The sequence below is a fragment of the Rhodococcus sp. NPDC060176 genome, from assembly GCF_042728675.1.
Lineage (GTDB): Bacteria > Actinomycetota > Actinomycetes > Mycobacteriales > Mycobacteriaceae > Rhodococcus_F.
On record NZ_JBHWYS010000001.1, the window covers coordinates 807,235 to 830,772 of the forward strand.

Sequence of the window (23,538 nt, forward strand, 5' to 3'; positions counted from 1 at the left end):
GTGGGTTCCGTTTCACTGATCATTCATGCCTTTTGCACACTGCGCACGAGCTTTTCGGCATTGCGTCTCTTGATCCACTTGTCGATGACAAGAGCCATGAAGATCCACCCTCCCAGTGCGGTGATCACCCACACGATGATCGGTGCGAGGATCCAGGACCCGACGCCGCTGATCTCAATGCCGTCGGGGACCAGGGTGGCAACCCAGAGCGCGAGCAGCGTGGCGACCAAGCCGACACCACCCGCGAGCGGAGCCGCGTAGTGCAGTGCCACGCTGAGCACGAATGGGCCGAGAATCATGTGTGCGAGGGTGAATACCCCGATAGCGGCCAAGAAGCCGTTCACGCTCAGGCTGACCCCGGGAAGAGCAAAGTGTACGACGATCAGCGCGATCGCACCGAGTACGCATTGCGAAATGAGCTGAAATAACAGGCGCATGGCTTGTACCTCCGTGATCAGGTCGAGTCACCCGAGAGTTGGGTGTGCGTGGGAGATAGACGCTTCTCTAGAGCGCTTCGGGACGTGGCGCCGTCCAGGTGCCGTCGAGCACGGTGGGCTGGGGGCGGTACAGGCGCAGCACGTAGTTCCAGCCGGGCATGATGGGCAGTGCGTTCGCGACGCCGTTGAGATGGACACCGAAGCGGATGGTGGTGCTGCCGTCGGAGTCGGGGGTGGCTGTGAGGCTGTTGATGCTGTTGACGCCCAAAGCGTTTTCTTCGAAGTACCCCGCCGCGTTGTACAGCGAGACCGACCAGAACGCATCCACGGGAACGTCGTTCAGGCGCAGGCGGTATTCCCCGACGGGGAGACGTTCGTCGAAGTTGACGTAGGTGGCCTCGTACTCGGGGAGGCCGCCCCAGCCGGAGGCGGTACCGAGCAGGTGCCTGATCGGGTCGACTTCCGCAGCGGTGCCGAATGAACGGTCGTACGTGGTGATGCCACGAGCGAGGGCGAGGAGTGCGTCGCGGGTCTCGGTCTGCGCCTGCTCGTCGTAGTCGGGCAACGGGAACTCACCTGTTCCGCCGCCGTCGATGGTGAGGGCGTCCTGCAACCGGTTCACCTCGGTGACGTCTTCGGGGCTGTTCGGATCGACGAGGATACGGACGATCAGTGCGGCGTAATCGGTTCCGACCAATTCGCGCGTGAGCAGGTGCTCTCCCGGATCGCGCAGGATGACGGGACCGTAATGATCTTGACTGACCACCCACACGGAGATGTAGCGCTTGCCGGTATCGGGCACCGTGATCGTGACGTCTTCGCGCACATCGACGATCGCGCTGCTGTACAGGGTGTCGCGGTTCTGGCGGATGATCGGCTGGTCGTCGAGCGACCCGAGATCACGAGTGTGGTTCCACGTGCCCAGGCCGACGCCCGCGGCCAGGCGAGCGAACATGAGATCGGATTCTGCCCGATTGAAGTTCAGGACGTTGACTGCGGTCGCGGACATAGCGGGTTCCATTCGGTGTCGGGTACGGAAGCGAGAGCGGGAATCCCTCGCCCCTGTCGGGGTGAATCAGCCGAGCAGTCGCGCTTTCGCGGCTTGGAACTCGGCCTCGCTCAGCAGGCCTTGTGATTTGAGGTCGCCGAGTTTCTGCAATTCAGCGACGAAATCGACCGGGGAGGCGGGTGCGGGTGTGGGCATCGGGAGTACGGCCTGCTGCTGGGCAAATTCGTACTGCGCCTGCTCGTATTCGGCTTGGGCTCTCCTTTGCCGGCGGGTGGCCATACCGTCGTTGACGGCGGTCGCAGTACCGGTCACGACCGCGGTGCGTGCGGCGAGGCCCAGCAGTCCGGGGCGACCCCTTCTCGGGATGTACGGCATGTCAGACCTCCAGTTTCGGGATGATCGTGTCCATGAGGGCGTTGACGACGGGTGCGGGTATCCGCTCGTAGCCCAGTAACACCGCGCCGGACGCCGCGGTCCGGGCGGCGAGCTCGCGCTGATAGACCAGCTCGATCGCTACCAGCAGCGCTGCAGCGCCGGTGGGAATGGCTGCCGCGAGTTCGGTGATGTCCTCATGCCCGAGCAGACCGGACGCGCCGAGCATCTCGACGTTGATCTCGAAGCCGTTCGGCAACTCCTCGACCTCGATGAGGGTGAGTTCACCGTCCTCGGACTTGGAGATGACGATCAGATCGAGCAGCCGCACCAGGCCCGTATCCGTAAGGTCGGTGAGCGCGGAGAGCGCGGCCGGGTCGAGGTTCTGCCCAGGCAGACCGAGAAGATAGAAATCGACAGGGCCGAAACGCGCGGCACTCACGAGAGGACCTTCAGCTTCAGTGCGGCGAACTCGTCCTCGCTGATCGCTCCGGCTTCGAGCAGTGCTGCGGCTGCGGCGATCTCCTCGCTGGGGCTCTTCCCCGCGACCTCGCGGATATACGATTCGGCGGCCTTCTCGGCGTCGCGTGCGGCCTTGTTGCTGCGTTCCGTCATCCCTTCGCCGCGGGCGACGAGATAGACGAGCGCGGTGAGGATGGGCAGGAAGAGTAGGAAGAACACCCAGACGGCCTTCAACCAACCGCTGAGCTTGTGATCGCGGAACAGGTCGGCGATGATCGCGAACAGCGCGAAGAGATATCCGATGAAGACGGTTGCCCACAGCATCCAGCCGAGGCTTTCCCAGAAGCTCATGTGTTTTATCCGTTTCGTGTCAGGCCTGCGCACCGGGATTCCGCCGACTAGCGCATTTCGGTTGATTCCGGCAATTCTCACTGGTTTCCGCAGGCTTCGATCGCGGTCTCATCCGAAGCGGATGAGACCGGATCTCCACGGACATCGAACGTCTCGAGTATCTTCGACACATGATCGAAGCCGTGCGCGACGCACTCGCATCTGGTGAGGCGGAGCAGGCTCGACGCGTCCTGCGGAAAAACTGGCTTCGTTTGATTCTCGAATCTCACACCAGGGAACTCGAGCAACTCTGCCTTGCGCATCCCGATCCGCACGATCCGCACATCCTGCTGATACGGGCGTGCTGCCGCGATCTCAGCGGCGATCCGTACGGCGCGGAGTTTCTCCGCGGGCAGGGTCTGCGGGTGGCGTCCGACGATTTTGTCGTCTGCTTCACCGACCTGCTGCTCGCTCCGGACACCTCGACCAAGGCCGTCATCGCCGATCGTGCTCGCCACGCGCTCGCCCAGTGTGAGCCCGAGGACGATTACCCGTCCGCGCTTTTCCTCCTCGGGTGGACCGAGATCAGGCTTCGTCGTGACCTTCCTCGTGCAATCGCGCTACTTCGCTCCGCGAGCGACGAGGCGCAGTTGCAGTCGCGTACGGAGACGTTGCGTCTCGCACAATCCAATTTGGCTTTTGCGCTCACCCACGCAGGAGTATTCACCGAAGCCGAACGGATCCTCGACGGCCTTCCTGCGCGAGAGGTGGCGTCCGATTGGGAACGCTTCGAAGGCGGTCTCCCACAGTCGAATCGAGGGTGCATCGCTTACTGGCGTGGCGACTTCGAGGAGGCGATCGCTCAGTTCGACTCGATCATCGTAGAGGGCAGTCCCGGAACCAATTTCGAGGCGCTCGCCCGTCTGTACTTGGTGATGAGCCTGATCGCTCTGAACCGGGAAGATCGGTACCACAACGCCGCTCGTCTGCTGAGAGGCGTGAGCACTGCGGACAAGCACGGCATTCCTTGGGATACGCTGCGGCGCGTCACCACGGCCTGGCTCGCCCACGCTCAAGGACAGGACGAGCAAGCTCGCCGCATCGCAATGCCCACGCTGACCAGAACAGGTGCTGCGGTCGCTCACGCGCTTCTCGCGGAGCTCTACCGAGTCATGGGGGATCCGGAACCGTCGGCTCAAGCGCTTCGCTTGGCAACCTCGGCCGCGCTGCCGCGATATGCGCTGGTGAGCACCCTGGTCACGTCTGCCGCCCTGAGCTCCGTCGCCGGGCGTGGACCGCAGGCGCACGAGCAGTTGGATCGTGCGCTGGCGGAAGCAATCCCCGAGCGGATTCTCGCCCCATTTCTCAGCGGCGATCCGGTAATCGTCGATCTGTTGAACGCGCACGCAACACAGGGGTCGAGACACCAGGAGCTCCTGCGCACGATTCTGGAAAAACGGGGCAGGCTCTCTGCCCAACTCGCCGGAGTCCTGACGGAACGTGAGAAAGAGATCCTCACTTTTCTGCGCACCACGATGACTGCAGACGAGATCGCTGCGCACCTCGGCATCGCCTATCCCACTGTGAAGACTCACATTCGCTCGATCTACCGCAAACTAGGCGTGACCAAACGGCGTGCCGCTGTTCAAGCAGCCGACAACCTAGACCGCGGGATCGGGCGCGATTCCGCGGCGGAGGCTGCGAACCGTCAGGTCCAAGGCCTGTAGTCGCGTCCCGGAACCGCGGTTCACGTAGTCCATCGACGTGTAGAGCAGTGACCACAGCAGGTTCTGCACCCAGTCCGAACCCATGTCGGGGTCGATGGAACCGTCGGAGTGTCCGCGCTCGATGGCGTCGCTGACTCCGTCGTCGTTCGACGCGGACTCGGCAAACGAATCTTCTTGATACACGCCGGGAGTGAAGAACAGGACCGTCAAAAGATCGGCCAGTTCGAAGTATTCGTGGCACAGGCGCACCAGTGCCTCTGCTCCGGAGCCCTCACCGAGACGCGCCGCTGCTGCGGCCTCTCCGACGGCGCGGGTGGCCTCGGCCGCGACGGCGTCGACCAGGTCTGACCGTTCGGGAAAGTAACGGTGCAAGGTGGTCCGGCCGACTTTCGCGGCTGCAGCGATCTCGCTGAGCGTCGCGGCAGGCTTGGATGCGAACACCGAAACGGCGGCATCGAGGATGGCCTTTCGTGTGCGCTCGCGGGTCGCGCTTTGTTCTGGTGCGCTGTGGATCGTTGTCACGAATTCGAAGCGTAGCCGTGTCCGGTTTCGGTATCCAGTGTTTCCGTATCGGAATTCCTCTTGCCCTTTATGGAACATTCGTGTTCCATAAATTCATGCTTGAATCCGATGCTCCTCAGCCCGCGCCGAAATGGAGCAATCTCCGCGTCCTCTCGGAGTTCGCTCGCCCGCACCTGCCGTCGCTCCTCCTCGGATTGGTCTTGGCGCTGTGCGGCTCCGCGGCAACGCTGGCAACGCCGATGGTCACCAAGTGGGTTCTCGACACCCTCGATACCGGTGCGTCACTGAAGGGGCCGATCCTCACGCTCGTCGTCCTTCTGGTCGTCGGTGCGGTGCTCGGCTGTGCTCAGTGGATCGTTCTCGGAACCGCCGCCGAGAAGGTTGTCTTCGACGCCAGGTCTTCGCTGGTCAGGCGATTCCTCGCCGCGACCGTGCCTTCGCTGCAATCGCGATCGGTCGGTGAATTGGTCACCCGAGTCACGTCGGACACCTTGCTGCTGAGGGAGGCGGCGTCGTCGGCCGCAGTGAATATTCTGAACGCAGCCGCGTTGACCATCGGAACGATTGTTCTGATGGGCGTTCTGGATCTGCCGTTGTTGGGCGTGACCATGGTGGCAATCGTGTTCGCCTCCATACTCTTTGCCGTTCTGATGCCTCGGATTTCCGCGGCCGAAGCGCGGACCCAGGAATCGCTCGGTCAGCTCGGCGGCGTTCTCGAGGGTGGCTTGCGTGCGATCCGGACGGTCAAGGTTTCCCTCGCCGAGGATCGCGTCGGCGCTCTGGTGACGAACAATGCGTCCGATGCGAAAAAGCATGCGATCACCGCGGTGCGAGTGTCGGCAACTGCCTGGACTGTCGCGTGGACCGCCATTCAAGGCTCGATCATTGCCATCTTGGGCTTTGGTGCCTGGCGAGTCGCCGACGGCGAAATGGCCGTCTCGACGCTCATCGCGTTTCTGCTTTACGCCTTCACCCTGATGGGGCCGGTGTCGGAGCTTGCGCAGAACGTGACCTCCGTTCAGTCGGGAATCGCGGCGGCTATCCGAATCCGCGAGATGCAGTCGTTGCCCACCGAGAAGTACGACGAGGTCGTGAACGTCGTCGAGAACACGAATGCTGCCGCGCCGCTCATCGAGTTGCGCGATGTCACTGTGAGCTACCACGGCTCGCACCGGCCGGCGTTGCGTGATGTCTCGCTCGTCATTCCGGAGCGCGGGCACATGGCCATCGTCGGTCCGTCGGGTGCGGGTAAGACGACCTTGCTCTCGACGGTGTTGCGATTCGTCGAACCGAGATCGGGTGAGGTTCTCCTGCACGGAGTCGGTTACGACGCGCTAGATCACCGCGCTGTGCGCGAGAGTCTCGCGTACGTGGAGCAGGAGACACCGGTGGTACCCGGAACGATTCGGGAGAACGTCGTCTTCAGTCATCCCGACGCAACGGACGAAGAAGTTCAGGCTGTTTTGCGCTTGCTCCGGCTCGACGACGCGATCGAGGCCCTGCCCAACGGACTCGACACCGCTCTGACGGCCACCTCGCTGTCCGGTGGCCAACGTCAGCGGATCGCGATGGCGCGCGCAGTTCTGCGGCCGAGTGCTTTGCTTCTGCTCGACGAAGCCACTGCCCAGGTCGACACGCTCACCGAAGCCGCCATAGTCGACGCGATCAACGAACGTGCACGCACCGGGGCCGTGGTGACCATCGCTCACCGGCTCTCGACCGTGCGCGACGCTGACTGGATCGTCGTGATGGAGGACGGTCGGATCCGGAACATCGGCAACCATGACGAGCTCATGGACAAGGACGATCTGTACCGCGACATGGTGGTTGCCGGCCGGCTGGATCAGGGTGAGGCAATGCTCGAAGATTGTTGACCCGACGCGTCGGCGTGTGCGAGAGTGCTCGTACCGAGCGATCGCTCGGTCGGGATGTTCTTTCGGAGGTGGCTGGTGGCAATCGATCTGACGTACGCGCCCGAGGTGGTGGCGCTGATCGAGAAGACGCGCGACTTCACTCGCAACGTAGTGCTCCCCATCGAAGACGAACATGCCGGTGACATCGCGGTCGCGGGTGGCGATGCCATTCGCATCGAGATGCAGGCTGCGGCAAAAGAAGCCGGTGTCTTCGCTCCCCATGCGCCGATCGAGTACGGCGGTCACGGGCTCAACATGAGTGATCGCGCGCCGGTCTTCGAAGAAGCCGGCTACTCGCTCTTCGGGCCGACGGCGCTCAACATCGCTGCGCCGGACGAGGGCAATGTTCACATGCTTGCCCACGTCGCGAACGAAGCGCAGAAGCAGCAGTTCCTCGCGCCGCTCGCAAGCGGGGACATGCGGTCGGCATTCGCCATGACCGAACCCGCGCCCGGAGCCGGATCCGATCCCTCGGCCTTGAACACCCGCGCGGAGAAGGTTCCCGGCGGCTGGAAGATCAACGGTAAGAAGTGGTTCATCACCGGCGCCGACGGTGCCGGATTCTTCATCATCATGGCGCGCACCTCCGGCGAGCCGGGGCAGCGCGGCGGCGCGACCATGTTCCTGGCGCCGACGGACACAGCAGGCCTTCACGTGGGTCGACACATCGACACCCTCGACAAGGCCATGATCGGCGGGCACTGCGAGGTCTCGTTCGAGGACCTGTTCGTTCCCGACGAGGCAGTTCTCGGCGAGGTCGATCAGGGTTTCGCCTACGCGCAGGTTCGTCTCGGTCCCGCCCGGATGACCCACGTGATGCGCTGGCTCGGTGCGGCGCGCCGCGGCCACGACGTTGCCGTGGCCAGAGTTGCCGAACGAGAAGGCTTCGGCTCGAAACTCGGTGATCTCGGCATGATCCAGAAGATGGTCGCCGACAACGAGATCGACATCGCAGCCAGCCGCGCACTCCTGGTGCAGGCCTGCTTCGAACTCGATCAGGGCGGGCACGCAAGCAACGCGACGTCCATCGCCAAGACCTACGCGGCTGAGGCGATCTTCCGGATCGTCGACCGCTCCATTCAGATGTGTGGCGGAATGGGCGTGTCCGGCGATCTACCGCTGGCACGGTTGTCCCGCGAAGTGCGTCCCTTCCGCGTCTACGACGGCCCGTCCGAGGTTCATCGTTGGGCCATTGCGAAACGTGTTGTCGGAGCTGCGAAGCGGGCTGCGCAGGAGGCGTCGAAGTGACGGACTTTCCAGGACTCGATCTGGCGGCGCTGCACAAGTATCTGCAGGCCTCCGACGTCACTGTCAGCGGTGAGTTGCGAGCCGAACTGATCTCGGGCGGTAAATCCAACCTCACCTACGGAATCTTCGACGACAACTCGAAGTGGATTCTGCGTCGTCCGCCCACTGCCGGTCTCACACCGTCGGCGCATGACGTCGCGCGCGAGTTCCGAATCACCTCGGCGTTGCAGAACACTGCAGTACCCGTCGCTCCGACTGTCGTGCTGTGCGAGGACGCCGCGGTGATGGGCGCCTCGTTCACGGTGGTCGAGTTCGTCACCGGCCAAGTGATCCGGACCAAAACCGAACTGGAAGCGGTTCCGGCAGAACAGGTCACGCAGTGTACCGACGAGTTGGTGCGCGTCCTGGCCGCCCTGCACGACGTCGACTACAACGCAGTGGGTCTTGGTAAACTCGGCCGACCCGACGGTTACGTAGCCCGACAGGTGAAGTTGTGGGCCGGTCAATGGTCACGCGTCAAGACCGAGGACTCGGCAGACGTGGACAGGTTGGCGTCAAGCCTCGCGGACATGATTCCGGCCGAATCCGCTTCGTCGATCGTGCACGGCGACTACCGGATCGACAACACGATTCTCGAAGCCAACGACGTCACCAAGGTTGCCGCAGTGGTGGACTGGGAACTGTCGACGCTGGGAGATCCGCTGGCGGACATCGCGATGATGTGCGTCTACCGGCACCCCGCGTTGGATCTGGTTCTGGGTGAGCCCGCCGCGTGGACCAGTCCCTCGCTACCCTCGGTTGTCGATCTGGCGCAACGATATTCGACCGTATCGGGTCGAGAGTTGGCGCACTGGAACTTCTACATGGCGCTCGGGTTCTTCAAGCTCGCCGTCGTGGCGCAAGGTATCGATCACCGATTCCGGGCCGGTGCCACCGTCGGCGGGGGATTCGACAAGGCTGGATCTTCTGTGCCGGAACTGATCTCGGCCGGACTCAACGCACTGCAAGGGAAGTTCGAATGAGTCGATCAGCACTGGTCACCGGCGCCTCCAAGGGAATCGGGCTTGGCATCGCAACACGCTTGGCTGCGCAAGGGTACGGGCTGACCATTACCGCGCGCGACGCCGAACGACTCGCCGTCGTCGCCGAAGAACTTACGCGCGCCGGGTCGCCGGACGTCGTAGTCTCGGCCGGCGACATGGCGGACGAGGACTTCGCCGCAGCGCTCGTCGCCACACACGGCGAGCGATTCGGCTCCATGCGGGCCCTCATCCTCAACGCCGGAGTGGGAACCAGTGGGCGAGTAGCCGACTACCCCATGCGACGTTTCGACAAGACCGTCGCCGTCAATCTCCGGACGCCGTTCGCGCTCCTGCAAGCATCGCTGCCGCTCCTGCGCAATGCGGCAGACGCCGACCTCGCCGGCGGAGCAAAGGTGATCGCCCTCGCCTCGATGGCCGGCGTGTATGCCGAGAGCGGTCTGGCGGTGTACGGAGCCACCAAAGCTGCACTGATTTCGATGGTGGAGGCTCTCAACGCCGAGGAATCCGGAAACGGCGTCAGTGCGACGGCCATCGCTCCCGGCTACGTCGACACGGACATGTCGGCGTGGACGCACGATCGGATCACACCCGACAAAATGATCAAGGTCGACGACATCGTCGAGTTGGTGGACGGTCTGCTCAAACTCTCGTCTCGAGCAGTAGTTCCGAAGGTCGTCATGACGCGGGCCGGAACCAACGGCTACTCGGCCTGAAAAATCAATCGAGCTTGGCTTCGCCTCGACGGTATCAATCGAGCTTGGCTTCGCCTCGCTTGCGGAAAAAGTGAAAGCCGGGAACTCCGACGATCGCCTGCCGCAGGTCCTTGACCACTCCCAGGAGTTCATGGATCTCGGGCGAGACGGAGTCCAGGGTTCCGAGGATGGGCAGCACCGCGGTCACCCGGTCGGTAAGCTCCGGCAGTTGGTCGATCAGTTTGATCGCGGCGCTGACCTCCGCCTCGGAAAGGTCGTCGGCGAACCTTGCGGCCAGCGGCGCGAGCTGCAGGGCAATGGGCTCGTAGATCTCGAGGAGCTGTCCCGCGATGTCCGAGGTCTGCTCGACTGCTTCGACCAACGTCTCCGCTCGAACGGTCACGGCGGCGGCCCCGATGACGACGCGGTCGGCGTTGTCGGCGATCTGGTTGATGCGTGCCACCAACCTCTCGACGGAGAAGAGGAGCGCCTCGAGTCGAGTGGGCAGGGTGACCGCAAAAGCGACCGTGGACAGGGACCAGTGCACCACGTCGCCGACGGAGCGGACGACGGTGGAGCTTCCGGGCAAAACTAGAGCCATCCCTCGATACTGCCTGATGTGACGTCAAAGTACAGGTAAATCTCACATTCACGAGGCGCGCGGCGTCTTCGAGGTGTCGGTGCCAGCGCGGACAATCAATTCACCCGCTGCCTGCTGCACCGCGCAACCTGGAAGGATCGAGACATGACGGCAATCCGGACGCATACCGTGATCGACTCGCCGATCGGGGCGTTGACGCTGGTAGCGGCAGGTGAGAACCTCTGCGGGCTGTACATGGCGGAGCATCGTCACAAGCCGGACGAGTCCACATTCGGTGATCGTTCCCCGGCGGTCTTCGGTGAAGTCGAATCGCAGCTCACGGAGTACTTCGAGGGTGATCGCACGGAGTTCTCCGTGCCGCTGGCGCCCGTGGGTACAGAGTTCCAGAAGCGAGTGTGGGACGTCTTGCGAACGATCCCGTACGGCGAAACCTGGACCTACATGGAGCTCGCGCAAACTTTGGGTAACCCACTTGCGATCCGCGCGGCCGCTGCGGCGAACGGTAAGAATCCGATCAGCATCATCGTTCCCTGCCATCGCGTGGTCGGAAGCGACGGAAGCCTGACCGGTTTTGCCGGCGGCCTCGAACGCAAGCGCTTCCTCCTCGATCGAGAGCACGGCGGCGAATCGGATGTCCTCTTCTGATGCGCTCGACTCACAATTCGGTGATCGGGAACGTCTACCGATCGTGACACTGAAACCGTTCGAAGACGTCGTGACCGAATACGGTGCTGTGGTCCTTCGGGTCTGCCGTGCGGTGGTCGGTCCCGTCGACGCCGAGGACGCGTGGTCCGAGACGTTCATCGCAGCGATGCGGGCCTATCCGGATCTGAACCCGGACGCGAACATCGAAGCCTGGCTGGTGACCATCGCGCACCGCAAGGCTATCGACATCACCCGAGTGCGTGCCCGCGTGGCCGTTCCGACAGACGACGTTCCGGAATTGCCGACGCGAATCGGCGTACCGGGCACATGGGATCACGAACTGTGGGACGCACTCGAACAACTACCACTCAAACAACGTGCGGCAGTTGCCTATCACTTTCTGGGTGGGCTGCCGTACGCCGAGATCGCGGACATCCTCGGTAATACTCCGGCAGCCGCCAGACGTGCGGGCGCCGACGGTATCGCCACCTTACGAAGAAATTACTTGTCCGCCACCGCTGCGGAAGGGAGTCACTCATGAATACCGACGCCGAAGTGTTCGAGGCACTTCCAGCCGTTGACGCCGACGCTCTGACCCGGCTTCGCGCGCGCCTGGCCACGGAGGCCTCCGAAGCCGAATTGATCGACGTGGCGTACCGAACCGTCGATTCACCTGTTGGAAAGCTACTGCTGGCGGCCACTGATGTGGGTTTGGTGCGGGTTGCTTTTGCCGTCGAAGGGCACGATCTGGTTTTGGAACGATTGTCCGACACTGTCAGCCCCCGAGTGCTCCATTATCCGCGGAGGCTCGACAACGTCGCTCGGGAGCTGGACGAGTACTTTGCCGGTGCGCGTAGGGAATTCGATCTGAACTTGGATTTTCAACTCGCGAAGGGGTTCCGACGCGAAGTGTTGCGCCATCTCCCCGAAATCGAATATGGCCACACCGCAAGCTATTCGGTGGTCGCAGCAGCGTCGGGTAGTCCACGTGCCGTACGTGCCGTAGGGACGGCGTGTGCCAAGAATCCGTTGCCGTTGGTGGTCCCGTGCCACCGGGTGGTGCGCAGCGACGGCAGCCTCGGGCAGTACGCGGGTGGCCCCGAATTGAAAGCGATTCTGCTGGATCTGGAATCGAGCCGGTGAGCGAGGTGAAGCTGTACTTTCAGAAACCGTATGCGGTCGAACCGCTCACTGGCGCATTGCGGGCTCACTGTATCGCCGGCTTGGAGCGTCACGACGACGGTGTTCACACCAGGGTCATACCGTTGCCTTCCGGCCCGGCAGTCGTGTCGGTGTCGTGGAGTGATGACTACGTGGTGGTGGATGCTGCTGCACCGGAATCGGATTCCGAGGTACTCGAGGCGACCGTGCGTCGCTGGCTCGACCTCGACGCCGATCACACCGCTGTCGAGGCAGCGTTCGGAGGCGACCGGTTGTTGGCCCCACTCGTGGCGGCCCGTCCGGGATTGCGGGTACTCGGCTCCGTGGACGGGTTCGAGACGGCGGTGCTTACCGTTCTGGGACAACAAGTTTCGCTCGGCGCGGCGAGGACGTTCGGTGGACGCTTTGTCGGCGCATTCGGGGAGTCGGTGGACGGGGAGTTTCTTGCCTTCCCTGATCCGGGCGCGGTTGCAGCGCAATCGCCGGAGAACATTCAGAAAGCCGTCGGATTGACCACGGCGCGCGCAAGAACGGTGCATACGTTGGCAACTGCCGCAGCGGACGGCCTCGAACTCACCTGGGATGCGGATCCCGTCCAATTTCGACAAGAGTTGTTGGCGCTACCGGGAATCGGACCGTGGACCGCTGACTATCTCACCGTTCGAATTCTTGGTGATCGCGACGCATTTGTACCCGATGATCTGGTGTTGAAACGTGCGCTGGGGGTTTCGTCAGGCAAAGAGGCAGCAGCGTTGTCGGAGCGCTGGCGGCCCTGGCGTGCCTACGCACTCTTTCACCTGTGGACAAAAGAAGCGTTTCTGTAGTCGATCAGTCTTTTGCGCGGGCCAGTTCGGACGGCCACCAGATGCGTTTCCCGATGTCGTGCGAGAGCGCCGGAACCAGGACGCTGCGCACGATGATCGTATCGAGCAGCACGCCGAAGGCCACGGCAAATCCGATCTCGGCGAGGAAGACCAGTGGCAGGATGCCCAGCACGGCAAATGTTGCGGCCAAGACGATTCCGGCTGAGGTGATCACACCGCCCGTCACGGCAAGGCCGCGCAGAACACCTGAGCGGGTGCCGAATTCTCCCGTCTCCTCCCGCACTCGGGTCATCAGGAAGATGTTGTAGTCGATACCCAAAGCGACCAGGAACACGAAGGCGAACAGCGGGAACGATTGATCAGCCCCGGCGAACCCGAATACGTGGGTGAAGAAGAATCCGCTCACGCCGAGTGTCGCCGCGAAGGAAAGCACCACGGTGACAATGAGAATCACCGGGATCAGCAGAGCGCGAAGCAAAGCGGCCAGGACCAGGAAGATCACCACCAGCACGATCGGGATGATCAGGTTTCTGTCGCGGACCGAGGCGGCCTGGACGTCGAGGGTGGTGGCCGTGCTGCCGCCGACAAGTGCGTCGGCACCGGGCACGTCGTGCACCGCCGTCCGCAGTCGCTTGACGGTGTCGAGTGCCTGCGGTGAATCGTAGGAGTCGGCGAGGGTTGCGTTGATCATGCTTCGGCCGTCGATCGGTGCAACGGTGAAAGCTGCAGGGGCGCAACCCGCAGCAGCGGCTTGTGCGACGGCAGCGGGGTTGGTCTTGATCAGATCGCTGACCTTCGCGACGTCCACCTGCGTGCAGACGGCGCCCGGATCCTGCGAGATACCTTCGACACCGCTGGCAGCCTTGATGACGGCATCAGCCTGATCGGCGTTTGTGGTGATCACGGCCGGTGCGCCGGCTCCGGGATCGAACTTCGAGTCGTAGAGTTCTTGTCCGACAACGGCGTCGGGGCGGTTGGTGAAGCTTTCGGTGGATGTCAGGCCGTCGGTTTTGAGACTGCCGATCCCGGCTGCGAACAGGATGATCAACAAGACAGTGGCGCCGATCCACAGTGGACGGTCCTTGCTGCCGACGGCCTCGGCGATCTTGCCCCACATCCCGTGCGTCGTAAGGTCTGCGGCGTGATCGACCTTGGGCTTGCGCGGCCAGAAGACCCACCGTCCGGTGGCGGCCAGAGCGACCGGCATGAACGTCATCATCACCAGGTAGGTGCAGGCGATGCCGATGGCGGCGACGGGTCCGAGGCTCTTGTTGGAGTTGAGTTGAGAGAATGTCAGACACAGCAGACCGAGAATTACGGTGACAGCCGAAGCGGTGATGGCCGGCGCAGACTCGCGCCAGGCCTTGATCATCGCGTCGAAGCGGTTGGGATACGTGTGCAGTTCTTCGCGATAGCGAGAAATCAAGAGTAGGGCGTAGTCGGTACCGGCACCGATCACCAGGACAAAGAGGATGCCTTGGGATTGGCCGGTCAACGTGAGTACTTCGGCCTTCGCGAGGAAGTAGATCACCATCGAGGACAAGCCGATTGCGAGAAGTGCGGAGAACAGCGGAAAGAACCACAGGACAGGCGACCGGTACACGACAAGCAGGATGAGGATCACGACCAGAAGTGCCGCACCCAGCAGCGCTCCGTCCAGACCGGCGAAGGCGTCGATGAAGGCAACGAGTAGCCCACCTGGTCCGGCGGGCAGTACCTCGACATCCCCGGCAGCCTGCTTCGCGGCGTCGATGACGTTCTGTTCGGTGGTCGCCAGAACATCTCCTGCCACGGCGGTGTCGCCTTCCTTGGCGACGAGTGGCACGAAGATCGACGCAGTTGTGCCGTCGGCGGAGTACTGGGTGGGCTGCATACCGTCGGCATCTACTCCGGAGACGACGGAAATGGCGTCGTACGCCGAGTTGATTGCAGACTTGTCTGCCTCGGTGAGGGCCGAATCTCGATGGAACAGAACAAAACCAGGGATGGTCTCGACTGCCAGGAAGTTCGCGGATTGGTTGCTGACGATCGTCGATTCGGCGGAACTCGGGAGGTAGGAGGCGTTGTCGTTCTTTTGTACCTCGGCGAGTTTGCCTTGGAACGAACCACCGAAACCGCCTGCGACGAAGGCGAAGATCGCAAGGGCGATCACGGTGAAGATCGGCAGGCGACGGCGTTTGACCGCTCCGTGCTCGTTCCGTTCTGCGTCAGTTGTATCCAGCTTGGTCATGGTTCTCCTCGAACGCAGTCGACCAGCACCAACAAAGCAACGTTTTCAGTAGAACACGCAATACGGGCGCGGTGGAACCACTTGGAGTGGAATTGACGACGCTACGAAGTGCCTTTGCCGTATGTCTCGCGGGCTGCGACGTCCATGGGAAAACGGACCACTGTGTCGCCGAACAGCAATCGAGTTGCCGAAGCCGCTGCGGCCAACACGTGCGCGGTACCGGTTTCGGGGTTGCGGGTATGCACGACCACTTCGTCGTGCTGGAAGAAGACCAACTCGCCGTCCGGATCTTCGGCGAGGCGTCGCCTGAGGTCGGCCAGGAGGCACAGCGCCCACTCGGACGCGGTGGCCTGCACGACGAAGTTCCGCGTGAAACGACCGCGGGCATGAGCGTCGCCGTGGGAGTAGAAGTCGGGAGACGGTGGGGGACAGGCCCGGCCGAGCAGTGACCGAACCACCTCGCCGCGCTCGCCTGCCTTCGCAGCTTGCTCGACGTACTCGACGGCGACCGGGAATCGCTTCCGCAACAAGATGAGTAGTGCTTTGGCTTCACCCGCCGTCGCCCCGTACAGGACTCCGAGGATTGCGACCTTGGCTTTTGCGCGATCACCGCCGAAGGCTTCGGCACCGACAAGTGCGTACAGGTCGTCGTCCCCGGCGGCGGCCATCATGCGGCGGTCGCCGGACATGGCAGCCAGAATTCGGGGCTCGAGCTGACCGGCGTCGGCGACGACGAACAGGTGGCCCGGATCGGCGACGACGCTCGAGCGCATGGTCTTCGGAATCTGGAGGGCCCCGCCGCCTCGGCTCGCCCACCTGCCGGACACGACACCACCGGGAACGTAGATCGGACGGAATCGATCTCCCCGCACCCAACTGTCCATCCACTGCCAACCGTTGGTGCTGTACAGCTTGGCGAGTTCGCGGTGACGAAGGAGTAGCGGCACAGCCGGATGATCGATTTCCTGCAGAAACCACTTGCGCGTCGACGGCAGTTCGATGCCCTGACGCCCGAACGCCTCGGTGATCTCCACCGACGACGAAGGATTGACGGTGCGCCCGAATACCTCACTGATCTGTGCGGCAAGTTCCTGCATACGAGCGGGGAGGTCGTATCCCGTCGGCCGCGGCCCCAGCCGTTCTTCGAGGAGTTCGCGATGCTTCTGCGTCGAGAACGGAAGGCCCGTGTGCGTCATTTCGGCGGCGCTGAGAGCGCCGGCCGATTCTGCTGCGATCAACAAGTCCAGTCGAGCGTCCGCGCCGACGGTTGCGCGCTGCTCGGCGAATTCGGTGGCGACGGCGAGGGGATCGAGAACGGGGGCGGTGTCGAAGAGACCGAGGCGGTCGTCGTCGAACTCGTCGGCAGGTGGTGACGGTTTGCCGACGCGCATTCCGAGGATCGCGCGAGTCAGGGAGATGTCGTGGCACCGCTGAACCCGTACGCCTGCCCGCAGTAGCGGTGGGTACACGGTCGCCGTACTCGGCCACACCCACCGCGGGTGCTCGGCTTCCTCGATGGTGCGCACCGCTGCGATCAGGTCGGGGTATTCGACGGGATCGGCGAGCGGCGTTCCACCGGGATCGGTCCGTAGGACAGTCGCCGTCACAGCTCCCGTGGACGTCGTACTACCGGGGACCAGGACAACTCGCACAGCATCAGTGTGACGGCAAGGTCCGACACGAGAACGCTCGGCGCTGCTCAGGCGCCGACGAACCGGATGTGCTGACCCGGGCGGGCTTGGCCGAGCCGGTCGATATCTGCGTCCGCGACCACTCCGACCACCGGATAACCGCCGGTGATGGGGTGGTCGGCGAGGAACACGACAGGTTGGCCGCTGGGTGGGACCTGGATCGATCCGAGTGCCACGCCTTCGGTGGGCAGTTCGGTGTCATCGGTGCGTCGAAGCAGTTCGTCGGCGCCGACGCGATCGAGGCGTGCCCCGATTCGGTCAGAGTCGGTCGAAACCGCCCATCGGCCCTGGACGAGTGTTTCGGGGTTGGTGAATCGATCTGCACGCGGACCGAACAAGACTCGAATGTCGAGAGTCTCGTTTGTCATCGGCGGCACCGGTGCGAGGTCGACGAGTGAGAACGCGGTCGGCGAAGGCCCGATCGGGAGAACAACGCCAGGCTCGAGAGGAGCCGGACCGATCCCGGACATCGTGTCGGTGCTGCGCGATCCCAGGATCTCGGGAACCACAATGCCGCCTCGGACGGTCAGATACGTCCGCAGCCCGCTCGGTGCGTAGTCCAGGCGGACGGTCTGACCAGCCCGCAGAGAGATCACGCTCGAATGCCCGACCGGAATGCCGTCGCGGTAGGCCTGTGCCGGCGCTCCGGTGAACGCGATCGTTGTCGCTTGGCGCGCCCGCATGCTCAGCCCACCCAGGAGGACCTCGATACCGGCCGCGCCCTCGTCGTTGCCGACGAGTCGATTGCCGAGTTTGAGCGATCGCCTGTCTGCCGCTCCGGAAACCCCGACACCCGAGCGAAGGTGCCCGATCCGTCCGAGGTCCTGGATCAGGCTCAGCGGCCCGGTTTCGAGCATCTCCAGACCATTCATCGTTGATTCTCGTCCACGAAGCGCACGCGTCTGCCGGGTTGAACGGTGGCCGGTGGTGTGGCGTTCAGGTCCCACATCACGGCGTCGGTGCTTCCGATGATCTGCCAACCGCCCGGTGATGCCCGCGGGTAGACCGCGCTGTATCCAGCGGCCAGGGCGACGGAACCGGCAGGCACAGCGGTTCGTGATTGAGTTCGACGCGGTACGTCGAGCCGAGTGTCGCCTGAAGTCAGGTAGGCGAAGCCGGGTGCGAATCCGATGAAGGCGCAACGCCACATCGCCCCGGTATGGGCCGCAACCACCTCGGATCGGGTCATTCCGAGTGACTGTGCGACGTCGTCGAGGTCGGGCCCGTCGTACCTGACGGAGATGGTGAGAAGGTCGGTCTCGGAATGCGCGTCCGCGATCGCAGCGGACTTGGACTGCTCCAGATAGTTCAAGCACTGCCGGACGTATGTGAGATCTGCCGTCGGGCTACAGGTGACCAGAACGGTGCGCGCTGCGGGGAGGAAGTCTTCGACCCCGACCGGGGTGCTTCGCGTCAGAGCTTCGGTGAATGTGAGCACGTCGGCTTCGGAATCGAGGTCGACGAGAAACGCACGTTCTCCGGCAGGAAGTATGCAAGTCACCGGGAGGGCTCCCTATCGATGCGAGCCCGCTCCACGTCCGCTCGCATCGCCACGATGAAACTCGCGATGGTGGCTCGCTCGGTGGCCGTGTAATTGCCGATGGTGCTCACTGCCCGTGAAATGAGTGGGCCGAAGAAGCTCTCGCCGAGTGTGACCGCCGCTGGTGTGACCTGCAAGATCACTCGCCGGCGGTCCGCCGAATCGCGTTCCCGAGCTACGTGGCCCGCTTTGACCATCCGGTCGACGAGCGCGGTCACCGACGCCGAGTTGATGCCCAGTTGCGCGCCGAGCCAGCCTGGCGTCGCCGGTGTGTTCGAGCGCTCGGCGTCGAGAAGGCAGATCAGCGCGCGCACGTCGGTGGAGTGCATCGTGTTTTTGGACGCAAATCCGGAAACCGCCACGTTCAAGTCGACGGTCAGCGCGCGAAGCGAGTGCACGATCGCCATCGCTTCGTCTTCTGTGTCGCCGACGCTCATGGATATCTCCCAGCCCTGGTGTGTCGTCTCTCGATTGTCTACTATCTCGATAATCGAGAGAAATAGGGGTGGGGATGAACTTCAATCACGCATACGACGCCGTACTGACCAAATGGCCGCAGAAACCGCTGGGTGTCGATCTCGCGGGGCGGTTCGGCAGCACACATGTGAACGTCTGTGGACGTGAAGACTCGCGGCCGTTGATCCTTCTGTCCGGGGGAGGCGCCACCTCGACGGTGTGGTTCGACAACGTTGGGGCGCTGTCGAAATCCCGGCGTGTTCTTGCCGTCGACACCCTGGGTGATGCCGGACTCAGCATTCCGAATGGTGATCGAATGAAGTCCGTCGACGATCTGATCGAGTGGATGGACTCGATAGTCGATTGCACCGGCGCTGACACCGTCGATGTGATCGGACATTCCTACGGCGCGATGATTGCGTTGGCCTTTGCGCTGCATCGACCGAATCGTGTCGGGAAACTTGTTCTGCTCGATCCCAATTCGAGTTTCTCCGGCATGAAGGCGGGCTACCTTCTGCGTGCACTTCCGTTGTTGCTCAAGCCGTCGCGAGCACGCCGACGGCGACTGTTGGAGTGGGAGACGGGCGAGCTGAGCATCGACTCCGACTGGCTCTCACTTGCGGAATTGGGCACTTCGGATCTACCACGACCCAATCTGGTAGTGCCTCAACGTCCTTCGGAGCAGGACACGAGCGCTCTGGATGTCGAGTTGTTGGTGGTCCTCGCGCGGGACGGGCGCGTGCATGATGCGGCAACAGTGGCCAAGGTAGTACGTGAGCGTGTTCCCGCAGCGCGCGTCGAGGTGTTGGAAGATGCTTCACACCACAGCATTCCGATGGTTCCCGCCGATGAACTGAACCGGGTGCTCGTCGACTTCTTGGAGAGCTGACGGACGGTGGTTCAGGGCGCGACGATGCACCCCGGCCCGATCGGGGTGGCCGGATTGACGTTGACCGTTGCGACCGGCCCGCCCGCGGATGTCTGGTAGGCCATCAGAGAGTGCTCGCCGGGCGCCGTCGGAGTCCACAGCGTGACGGCGTGGCCGAGTACAACCGGCAAGGTGAAGTAGGGATTGACGGTGTCCCAGATCAATTCCTGCGGGAACATGGTCGACGCCCGGTTCATGTCGACTATCGAAACGTTCGGCTCCACCAACTCCGCTGCCCTGGCTACCACCAGATACGTGCAGCCGGCTCCGTACGGCGTTGTCGGGCCGCTGCTGAGGCCGGGAATGATCGTGACGTCGACGACCTCCGCGGACGCTGACGTCGCGGAACAGACAGCGGCGCTCGCGCAGAGGGCGGCGGCGATCGCGGTAGTGCGAGCAATTCGTGAAAGTGTCATACCAGCAGGTCGGTTTCATCTGGGTGGGCGTTACAGGCACACTGATCGGATGCGTGCACTTCATGTTCTTCTGGCCGGCTTCGGTTTCGTATCGGGGTTCCTGATTGTTGTTGTCTCCGTTCTGGTCGAGTGGGCGACCCTCGCCTACCGGACCGATTTCGCCTTTGTCGGAGGCTCCACCGTGTCGGTCGGTGTTTCCTACGAGGCGATCTACACCGCCGTCGCCACTCCGTTCGCGGGTGCCTTGTTGGGCTGGCTCGTGGCTCTCCTTGCGTCTCGGTTCGGTTGGAGTCTCTCTCGTCAGACCGCAACTCCAGCAAGCAAGTGATCAGGCAGCGGACCCTCACGCTGGTTCGTGGGTTATGAGGAAAGGCCCCGACCTCCATCGAGGTCAGGGCCTTCCTTCGTCTCGAGCTACTTCTGCGTCGAGTTACTTCTGCGCCGAGTTACTTCTTCGAGACGCGGATCAGCTTCTTGTTGACGAACTCGTCCATTCCCCACGGGCCGAGCTCGCGGCCAACTCCGGAGCGCTTGACTCCACCGAAGGGCAGGCCGGGCAACGTCGTACCGTGCTCGTTGACAAACGCCATCCCCACGTCGAGATCGGCAGCCACCGACCGCGCGGAATCAAGATCGCTGCTCCAGACGGATCCGCTCAGTCCGTAGACCGACGAATTGGCAAGTTCCACAGCCTCGGCGGCCGACGTGACCTTGTAGACGACGCCGGCAGGTCCGAACAGTTCTTCGCTGTACGCCCGCATGTCCGGCGTCACGTCTGTGAGCAATGTCGGTTGAACGTAGGCGCCCGGGCCGTCGATCTTCTTTCCACCGGTCAGCAGCGTGGCGCCCTTGGACACCGCGTCGTCGATCTGCTCGATCAAAGTGTCTGCCGCGCTCTGCGAAGAGAGCGGACCCAAGACTGTGGATTCGTCCAACGGGTCACCGGCAGCGACGGATTCGAAGGAAGTCGCCAACTTGCGGGTGAAGTCGTCGTAGAAATCTTCGGTGACGATGAAACGCTTGGCCGCATTGCACGCCTGGCCGGCATTGGACAGCCGCGCCTTGGTTGCTGACTTGACTGTGGCATCCAAGTCGTCGGAATCGAGGACGATGAACACGTCGGATCCGCCGAGTTCGAGAACTACCTTCTTGAGATTGCGTCCGGCAGTTTCCGCGACGCTGGTGCCTGCGCGTTCGCTGCCAGTCAGTGACACACCTTGAACGCGCGGATCGGCGATCATGTCCGCGATCTGCTCGTTGGTCGCGAAGACGTTGACATAGGCGTCGTCCGGCAATCCGGCTTGTCGCAGAATCTCTTCCATCAGCAACGCCGACTGCGGACAGTTCGATGCGTGCTTGAGAATGATCGTGTTGCCGAGCATCAGATTCGGTGCCGCGAACCGGGCGACCTGGTAGTACGGGAAGTTCCACGGCATGACGCCGATGAGAGCGCCGATCGGTCGCCGGTACACAACCGACTCCTCGGCCCCGGGAACGTCGAGTCGTTCTTCCTCGAGCAGTGCGGGACCGTGATCTGCGTACCACTGATAGATCGCGGCCGAGAGCTGTACTTCGCCCTTGGCCTCGCGGACCGGCTTACCCATCTCCAACGAGATCATTCGAGCCAGTTCGTCTGCGCGCTCTGTGTACAGTTCGGCGGTCTTGCTCAGGACTGCCGCACGCTGCTGAGGCGCACTGTTGCGCCAGGTCAAGTAGCCGCGATGCGTGTTCGCAAGTGCGGCTTCAACTCCGGCGTCATCCAAAGTATCGAATTCCCTGACGGTTTCACCTGTCGCGGGATTGACTGTTTTGTAATTAGCCATAGTTGTACAACGTGCGGAGGGGGCTCGAAGATTCCCGAAACGCGCAATCGAAATGAATCGGCTCAACAGGTTTCGATCAAATACCTGCTGGGTACCATGTCACGCCACCTTGGGGCGATGGGTGCGTTCGTAGCCCTTGCGGTCGTAGAAACGGGTGGTCACGATGCCGAGTACGACGCCGATCAGGAGACCCACCAACGTCATCCAGATGGCATGCAGCAGGCCGGCCTCACCGCGCGCACCGAAGAACAGGATCGACCGTGTGCCCATGTAAATCTGGTGCATCGGCTCGAACTGGGCCAGCCAGGCATACAACCTGGGGCTGGCTTCGAGGGGGATGGTGCCGCCGGACGAGGGCAGCGCGAGAATGACGAAGACGAACAGGTTGATCAACATGCCCAACGAGCCGAACGCGGCCATCACCGACATTGCCGTGATGCCGACTGCTGTGATGACCAACGCCCCGTACTCCCACAACGCAAGCCCGTGAGTGACCGGCATACCGAGGGCACGACTGATCCATTGGAACAACGCGGAGACTATCCCGGACAGCACGATCATGAACGCCCATTTCACTAGCAGTGTCCGAAACCTGTTGATACCCACCACATCGTTCTGAACGAAGAGTGGACCGAATTCCGTGGGCGCATAACCGAGCATGCCGTCCACCAAGGAATTGACGACGGTTGCTCCGGTGAACCCGGCAAGTACCAACAGCAGCGCGAAATAGAATGCAACCAAACCGAATCCGGTGCCGTCGGGAAGCGGATCGTGAGCCACGGTGAGTACATTCACCGGATTCTCGAGCAGCAGGCGGCTCGCTCCGGAGATCTGGGTTCCGGTGCCTCCCGCCTCCAACTGCGCGGTGACAAGGGTGGTGAGCTGCTCGCCCATGTTCTTGTTGACCGACGCGAGCGCTGTAGTACCGATCGATTGGACCAGAGATGCGGAGACGGAACCGGCTCGAGGATTGGTGTAGATCGTGATGATCGGTTGTTCTACATCACCGGCGACGACGCTCGCCTCCGCCAGGATGATCGTCCTTTTCGTGAAATCACTGGGAATCACGATCGCCCCGTACAGCGTGCCGGAGTTCAGCCGTGATTGTGCTTCGGCGATGCCGATCTGCTGCAGGTCGATCTTCTGGTGGTCGATTCCGCTTTCGAGGCCGGCGACTATGTCGTTTCCGAAATTCTTGCGATCGGTGGGATCACCGCCCGGGAGGGTGTCACCTTCGTCTTGGTTGACCAGGGCGATCGGGAACTGGTCCAGATGCTTCTTGGGGTCGAGTATCCCGCCCATGTACAGCGCTGCCAGCGCGGACATCAAGAGGGTGACCACTATCAATGGTGTCAGCCAGAATCGTGGTGTGTGCATGACGGTGCGGGCAGACGGCTCCGTGTTCTTGCTCATCGTCAGTCGACCGGCTTTCTTTCGCGCGGAGTTCCTCGGGCTGAGCGTAAACGCA

At 62.8% G+C, this 23,538-nt stretch carries 26 protein-coding genes; 11 read left to right on the forward strand and 15 right to left on the reverse strand.

Annotation, left to right across the window (positions count from 1 at the left end):
• Positions 1-23: 23 nt before the first annotated feature.
• From ACFWEM_RS03860 to ACFWEM_RS03880, 5 genes are all read right to left on the reverse strand, one after another.
• Positions 24-437 carry a phage holin family protein gene (locus ACFWEM_RS03860; RefSeq protein WP_020970904.1) on the reverse strand — a complete coding sequence of 138 codons (414 nt, stop codon included), beginning with the start codon at positions 435-437 and terminating at the stop codon, positions 24-26.
• Positions 438-504: 67 nt separating this feature from the next.
• Positions 505-1,446 carry a DUF1214 domain-containing protein gene (locus tag ACFWEM_RS03865; protein WP_378531299.1) on the reverse strand — a complete coding sequence of 314 codons (942 nt, stop codon included), beginning with the start codon at positions 1,444-1,446 and terminating at the stop codon, positions 505-507.
• Between the two features lie 66 nt (positions 1,447-1,512).
• Positions 1,513-1,821, reverse strand: coding sequence for an SHOCT domain-containing protein (locus tag ACFWEM_RS03870; protein WP_378531301.1), 309 nt, complete (start codon positions 1,819-1,821; stop codon positions 1,513-1,515).
• A gap of 1 nt (position 1,822) precedes the next feature.
• Entirely contained in the window at positions 1,823-2,260 is a 438-nt protein-coding gene (locus ACFWEM_RS03875) for a DUF6325 family protein (protein WP_378531303.1), read from the reverse strand.
• The gene (locus ACFWEM_RS03880; RefSeq protein WP_030537228.1) at positions 2,257-2,631 is read right to left on the reverse strand and encodes a PLDc N-terminal domain-containing protein; all 375 of its coding nucleotides are present in this window, start codon (positions 2,629-2,631) and stop codon (positions 2,257-2,259) included. The genes ACFWEM_RS03875 and ACFWEM_RS03880 overlap by 4 nt, the downstream gene beginning before the upstream one ends.
• Positions 2,632-2,801: 170 nt before the next feature.
• Between ACFWEM_RS03880 and ACFWEM_RS03885 the strand changes: the two genes are divergently transcribed.
• Entirely contained in the window at positions 2,802-4,337 is a 1,536-nt protein-coding gene (locus tag ACFWEM_RS03885; RefSeq protein ID WP_378531305.1) for a LuxR C-terminal-related transcriptional regulator, read from the forward strand.
• On the opposite strand, the gene ACFWEM_RS03890 is transcribed toward ACFWEM_RS03885, so the two are convergent.
• On the reverse strand, positions 4,272-4,859 hold the full coding sequence (locus tag ACFWEM_RS03890; protein ID WP_378446911.1) for a TetR/AcrR family transcriptional regulator: 588 nt from the start codon (positions 4,857-4,859) through the stop codon (positions 4,272-4,274). The two genes, ACFWEM_RS03885 and ACFWEM_RS03890, sit on opposite strands and share 66 nt — an antisense overlap.
• A 95-nt stretch (positions 4,860-4,954) precedes the next feature.
• Here ACFWEM_RS03890 and ACFWEM_RS03895 point away from each other — a divergent pair, with 95 nt between their 5' ends.
• The 4 genes from ACFWEM_RS03895 (at position 4,955) to ACFWEM_RS03910 (ending at position 9,776) form a co-directional block, all read left to right on the forward strand.
• A complete protein-coding gene (locus tag ACFWEM_RS03895) occupies positions 4,955-6,733 on the forward strand; it encodes an ABC transporter ATP-binding protein (RefSeq protein WP_378531307.1) in 1,779 nt (592 codons plus the stop codon).
• 75 nt (positions 6,734-6,808) lie between these two features.
• On the forward strand, positions 6,809-8,020 hold the full coding sequence (locus tag ACFWEM_RS03900) for an acyl-CoA dehydrogenase family protein (protein ID WP_378531309.1): 1,212 nt from the start codon (positions 6,809-6,811) through the stop codon (positions 8,018-8,020).
• Positions 8,017-9,042, forward strand: coding sequence for a phosphotransferase family protein (locus ACFWEM_RS03905; RefSeq protein ID WP_378531310.1), 1,026 nt, complete (start codon positions 8,017-8,019; stop codon positions 9,040-9,042). Before ACFWEM_RS03900 ends, ACFWEM_RS03905 begins: the two co-directional genes overlap by 4 nt.
• Positions 9,039-9,776, forward strand: a complete 738-nt coding sequence (locus ACFWEM_RS03910; protein WP_378531312.1) for an SDR family NAD(P)-dependent oxidoreductase — start codon at positions 9,039-9,041, stop codon at positions 9,774-9,776. Before ACFWEM_RS03905 ends, ACFWEM_RS03910 begins: the two co-directional genes overlap by 4 nt.
• 34 nt (positions 9,777-9,810) lie before the next feature.
• Here the strand turns inward: ACFWEM_RS03910 and ACFWEM_RS03915 are convergent, their stop codons facing one another.
• The gene (locus tag ACFWEM_RS03915; RefSeq protein WP_019745442.1) at positions 9,811-10,356 is read right to left on the reverse strand and encodes a hypothetical protein; all 546 of its coding nucleotides are present in this window, start codon (positions 10,354-10,356) and stop codon (positions 9,811-9,813) included.
• Positions 10,357-10,500: 144 nt separating this feature from the next.
• Between ACFWEM_RS03915 and ACFWEM_RS03920 the strand changes: the two genes are divergently transcribed.
• From ACFWEM_RS03920 to ACFWEM_RS03935, 4 genes are read left to right on the forward strand one after another with little or no spacing between them, the layout of a single operon-like run.
• Complete coding sequence (locus tag ACFWEM_RS03920) at positions 10,501-11,001, forward strand: methylated-DNA--[protein]-cysteine S-methyltransferase (protein WP_378446906.1); 501 nt, start codon at positions 10,501-10,503, stop codon at positions 10,999-11,001.
• Entirely contained in the window at positions 10,988-11,542 is a 555-nt protein-coding gene (locus ACFWEM_RS03925) for an RNA polymerase sigma factor (protein ID WP_378531314.1), read from the forward strand. The genes ACFWEM_RS03920 and ACFWEM_RS03925 overlap by 14 nt, the downstream gene beginning before the upstream one ends.
• A complete protein-coding gene (locus ACFWEM_RS03930; protein WP_378531316.1) occupies positions 11,539-12,144 on the forward strand; it encodes a methylated-DNA--[protein]-cysteine S-methyltransferase in 606 nt (201 codons plus the stop codon). The genes ACFWEM_RS03925 and ACFWEM_RS03930 overlap by 4 nt, the downstream gene beginning before the upstream one ends.
• On the forward strand, positions 12,141-12,986 hold the full coding sequence (locus ACFWEM_RS03935) for a DNA-3-methyladenine glycosylase family protein (RefSeq protein WP_378531318.1): 846 nt from the start codon (positions 12,141-12,143) through the stop codon (positions 12,984-12,986). Before ACFWEM_RS03930 ends, ACFWEM_RS03935 begins: the two co-directional genes overlap by 4 nt.
• A 4-nt stretch (positions 12,987-12,990) precedes the next feature.
• On the opposite strand, the gene ACFWEM_RS03940 is transcribed toward ACFWEM_RS03935, so the two are convergent.
• The 5 genes from ACFWEM_RS03940 to ACFWEM_RS03960 form a co-directional block, all read right to left on the reverse strand.
• The gene (locus ACFWEM_RS03940; RefSeq protein WP_378531320.1) at positions 12,991-15,216 is read right to left on the reverse strand and encodes an MMPL family transporter; all 2,226 of its coding nucleotides are present in this window, start codon (positions 15,214-15,216) and stop codon (positions 12,991-12,993) included.
• A 101-nt stretch (positions 15,217-15,317) separates the two neighbouring features.
• Entirely contained in the window at positions 15,318-16,868 is a 1,551-nt protein-coding gene (locus ACFWEM_RS03945; RefSeq protein WP_378531322.1) for a bifunctional 3'-5' exonuclease/DNA polymerase, read from the reverse strand.
• 47 nt (positions 16,869-16,915) lie between these two features.
• Positions 16,916-17,779: a biotin-dependent carboxyltransferase family protein gene (locus ACFWEM_RS03950; protein WP_378531324.1), complete on the reverse strand. Its 864-nt coding sequence runs from the start codon at positions 17,777-17,779 to the stop codon at positions 16,916-16,918.
• Positions 17,776-18,408 carry an allophanate hydrolase subunit 1 gene (locus ACFWEM_RS03955; protein WP_378531326.1) on the reverse strand — a complete coding sequence of 211 codons (633 nt, stop codon included), beginning with the start codon at positions 18,406-18,408 and terminating at the stop codon, positions 17,776-17,778. Before ACFWEM_RS03955 ends, ACFWEM_RS03950 begins: the two co-directional genes overlap by 4 nt.
• Positions 18,405-18,884 (reverse strand): MarR family winged helix-turn-helix transcriptional regulator, encoded by a 480-nt coding sequence (locus ACFWEM_RS03960; protein ID WP_378531328.1) that lies wholly within the window; start codon positions 18,882-18,884, stop codon positions 18,405-18,407. The genes ACFWEM_RS03955 and ACFWEM_RS03960 overlap by 4 nt, the downstream gene beginning before the upstream one ends.
• Positions 18,885-18,958: 74 nt before the next feature.
• Between ACFWEM_RS03960 and ACFWEM_RS03965 the strand changes: the two genes are divergently transcribed.
• Positions 18,959-19,792 (forward strand): alpha/beta fold hydrolase, encoded by an 834-nt coding sequence (locus tag ACFWEM_RS03965; protein WP_378531330.1) that lies wholly within the window; start codon positions 18,959-18,961, stop codon positions 19,790-19,792.
• A gap of 11 nt (positions 19,793-19,803) precedes the next feature.
• Here the strand turns inward: ACFWEM_RS03965 and ACFWEM_RS03970 are convergent, their stop codons facing one another.
• A complete protein-coding gene (locus ACFWEM_RS03970; protein ID WP_378531332.1) occupies positions 19,804-20,247 on the reverse strand; it encodes a hypothetical protein in 444 nt (147 codons plus the stop codon).
• 49 nt (positions 20,248-20,296) lie between these two features.
• Here ACFWEM_RS03970 and ACFWEM_RS03975 point away from each other — a divergent pair, with 49 nt between their 5' ends.
• Positions 20,297-20,575, forward strand: coding sequence for a hypothetical protein (locus ACFWEM_RS03975; protein WP_378531334.1), 279 nt, complete (start codon positions 20,297-20,299; stop codon positions 20,573-20,575).
• A gap of 118 nt (positions 20,576-20,693) precedes the next feature.
• On the opposite strand, the gene ACFWEM_RS03980 is transcribed toward ACFWEM_RS03975, so the two are convergent.
• Positions 20,694-22,070 (reverse strand): NAD-dependent succinate-semialdehyde dehydrogenase, encoded by a 1,377-nt coding sequence (locus tag ACFWEM_RS03980; RefSeq protein WP_378531336.1) that lies wholly within the window; start codon positions 22,068-22,070, stop codon positions 20,694-20,696.
• 99 nt (positions 22,071-22,169) lie between these two features.
• A complete protein-coding gene (locus tag ACFWEM_RS03985; RefSeq protein WP_378531338.1) occupies positions 22,170-23,483 on the reverse strand; it encodes a YhgE/Pip domain-containing protein in 1,314 nt (437 codons plus the stop codon).
• Positions 23,484-23,538: the final 55 nt, after the last annotated feature.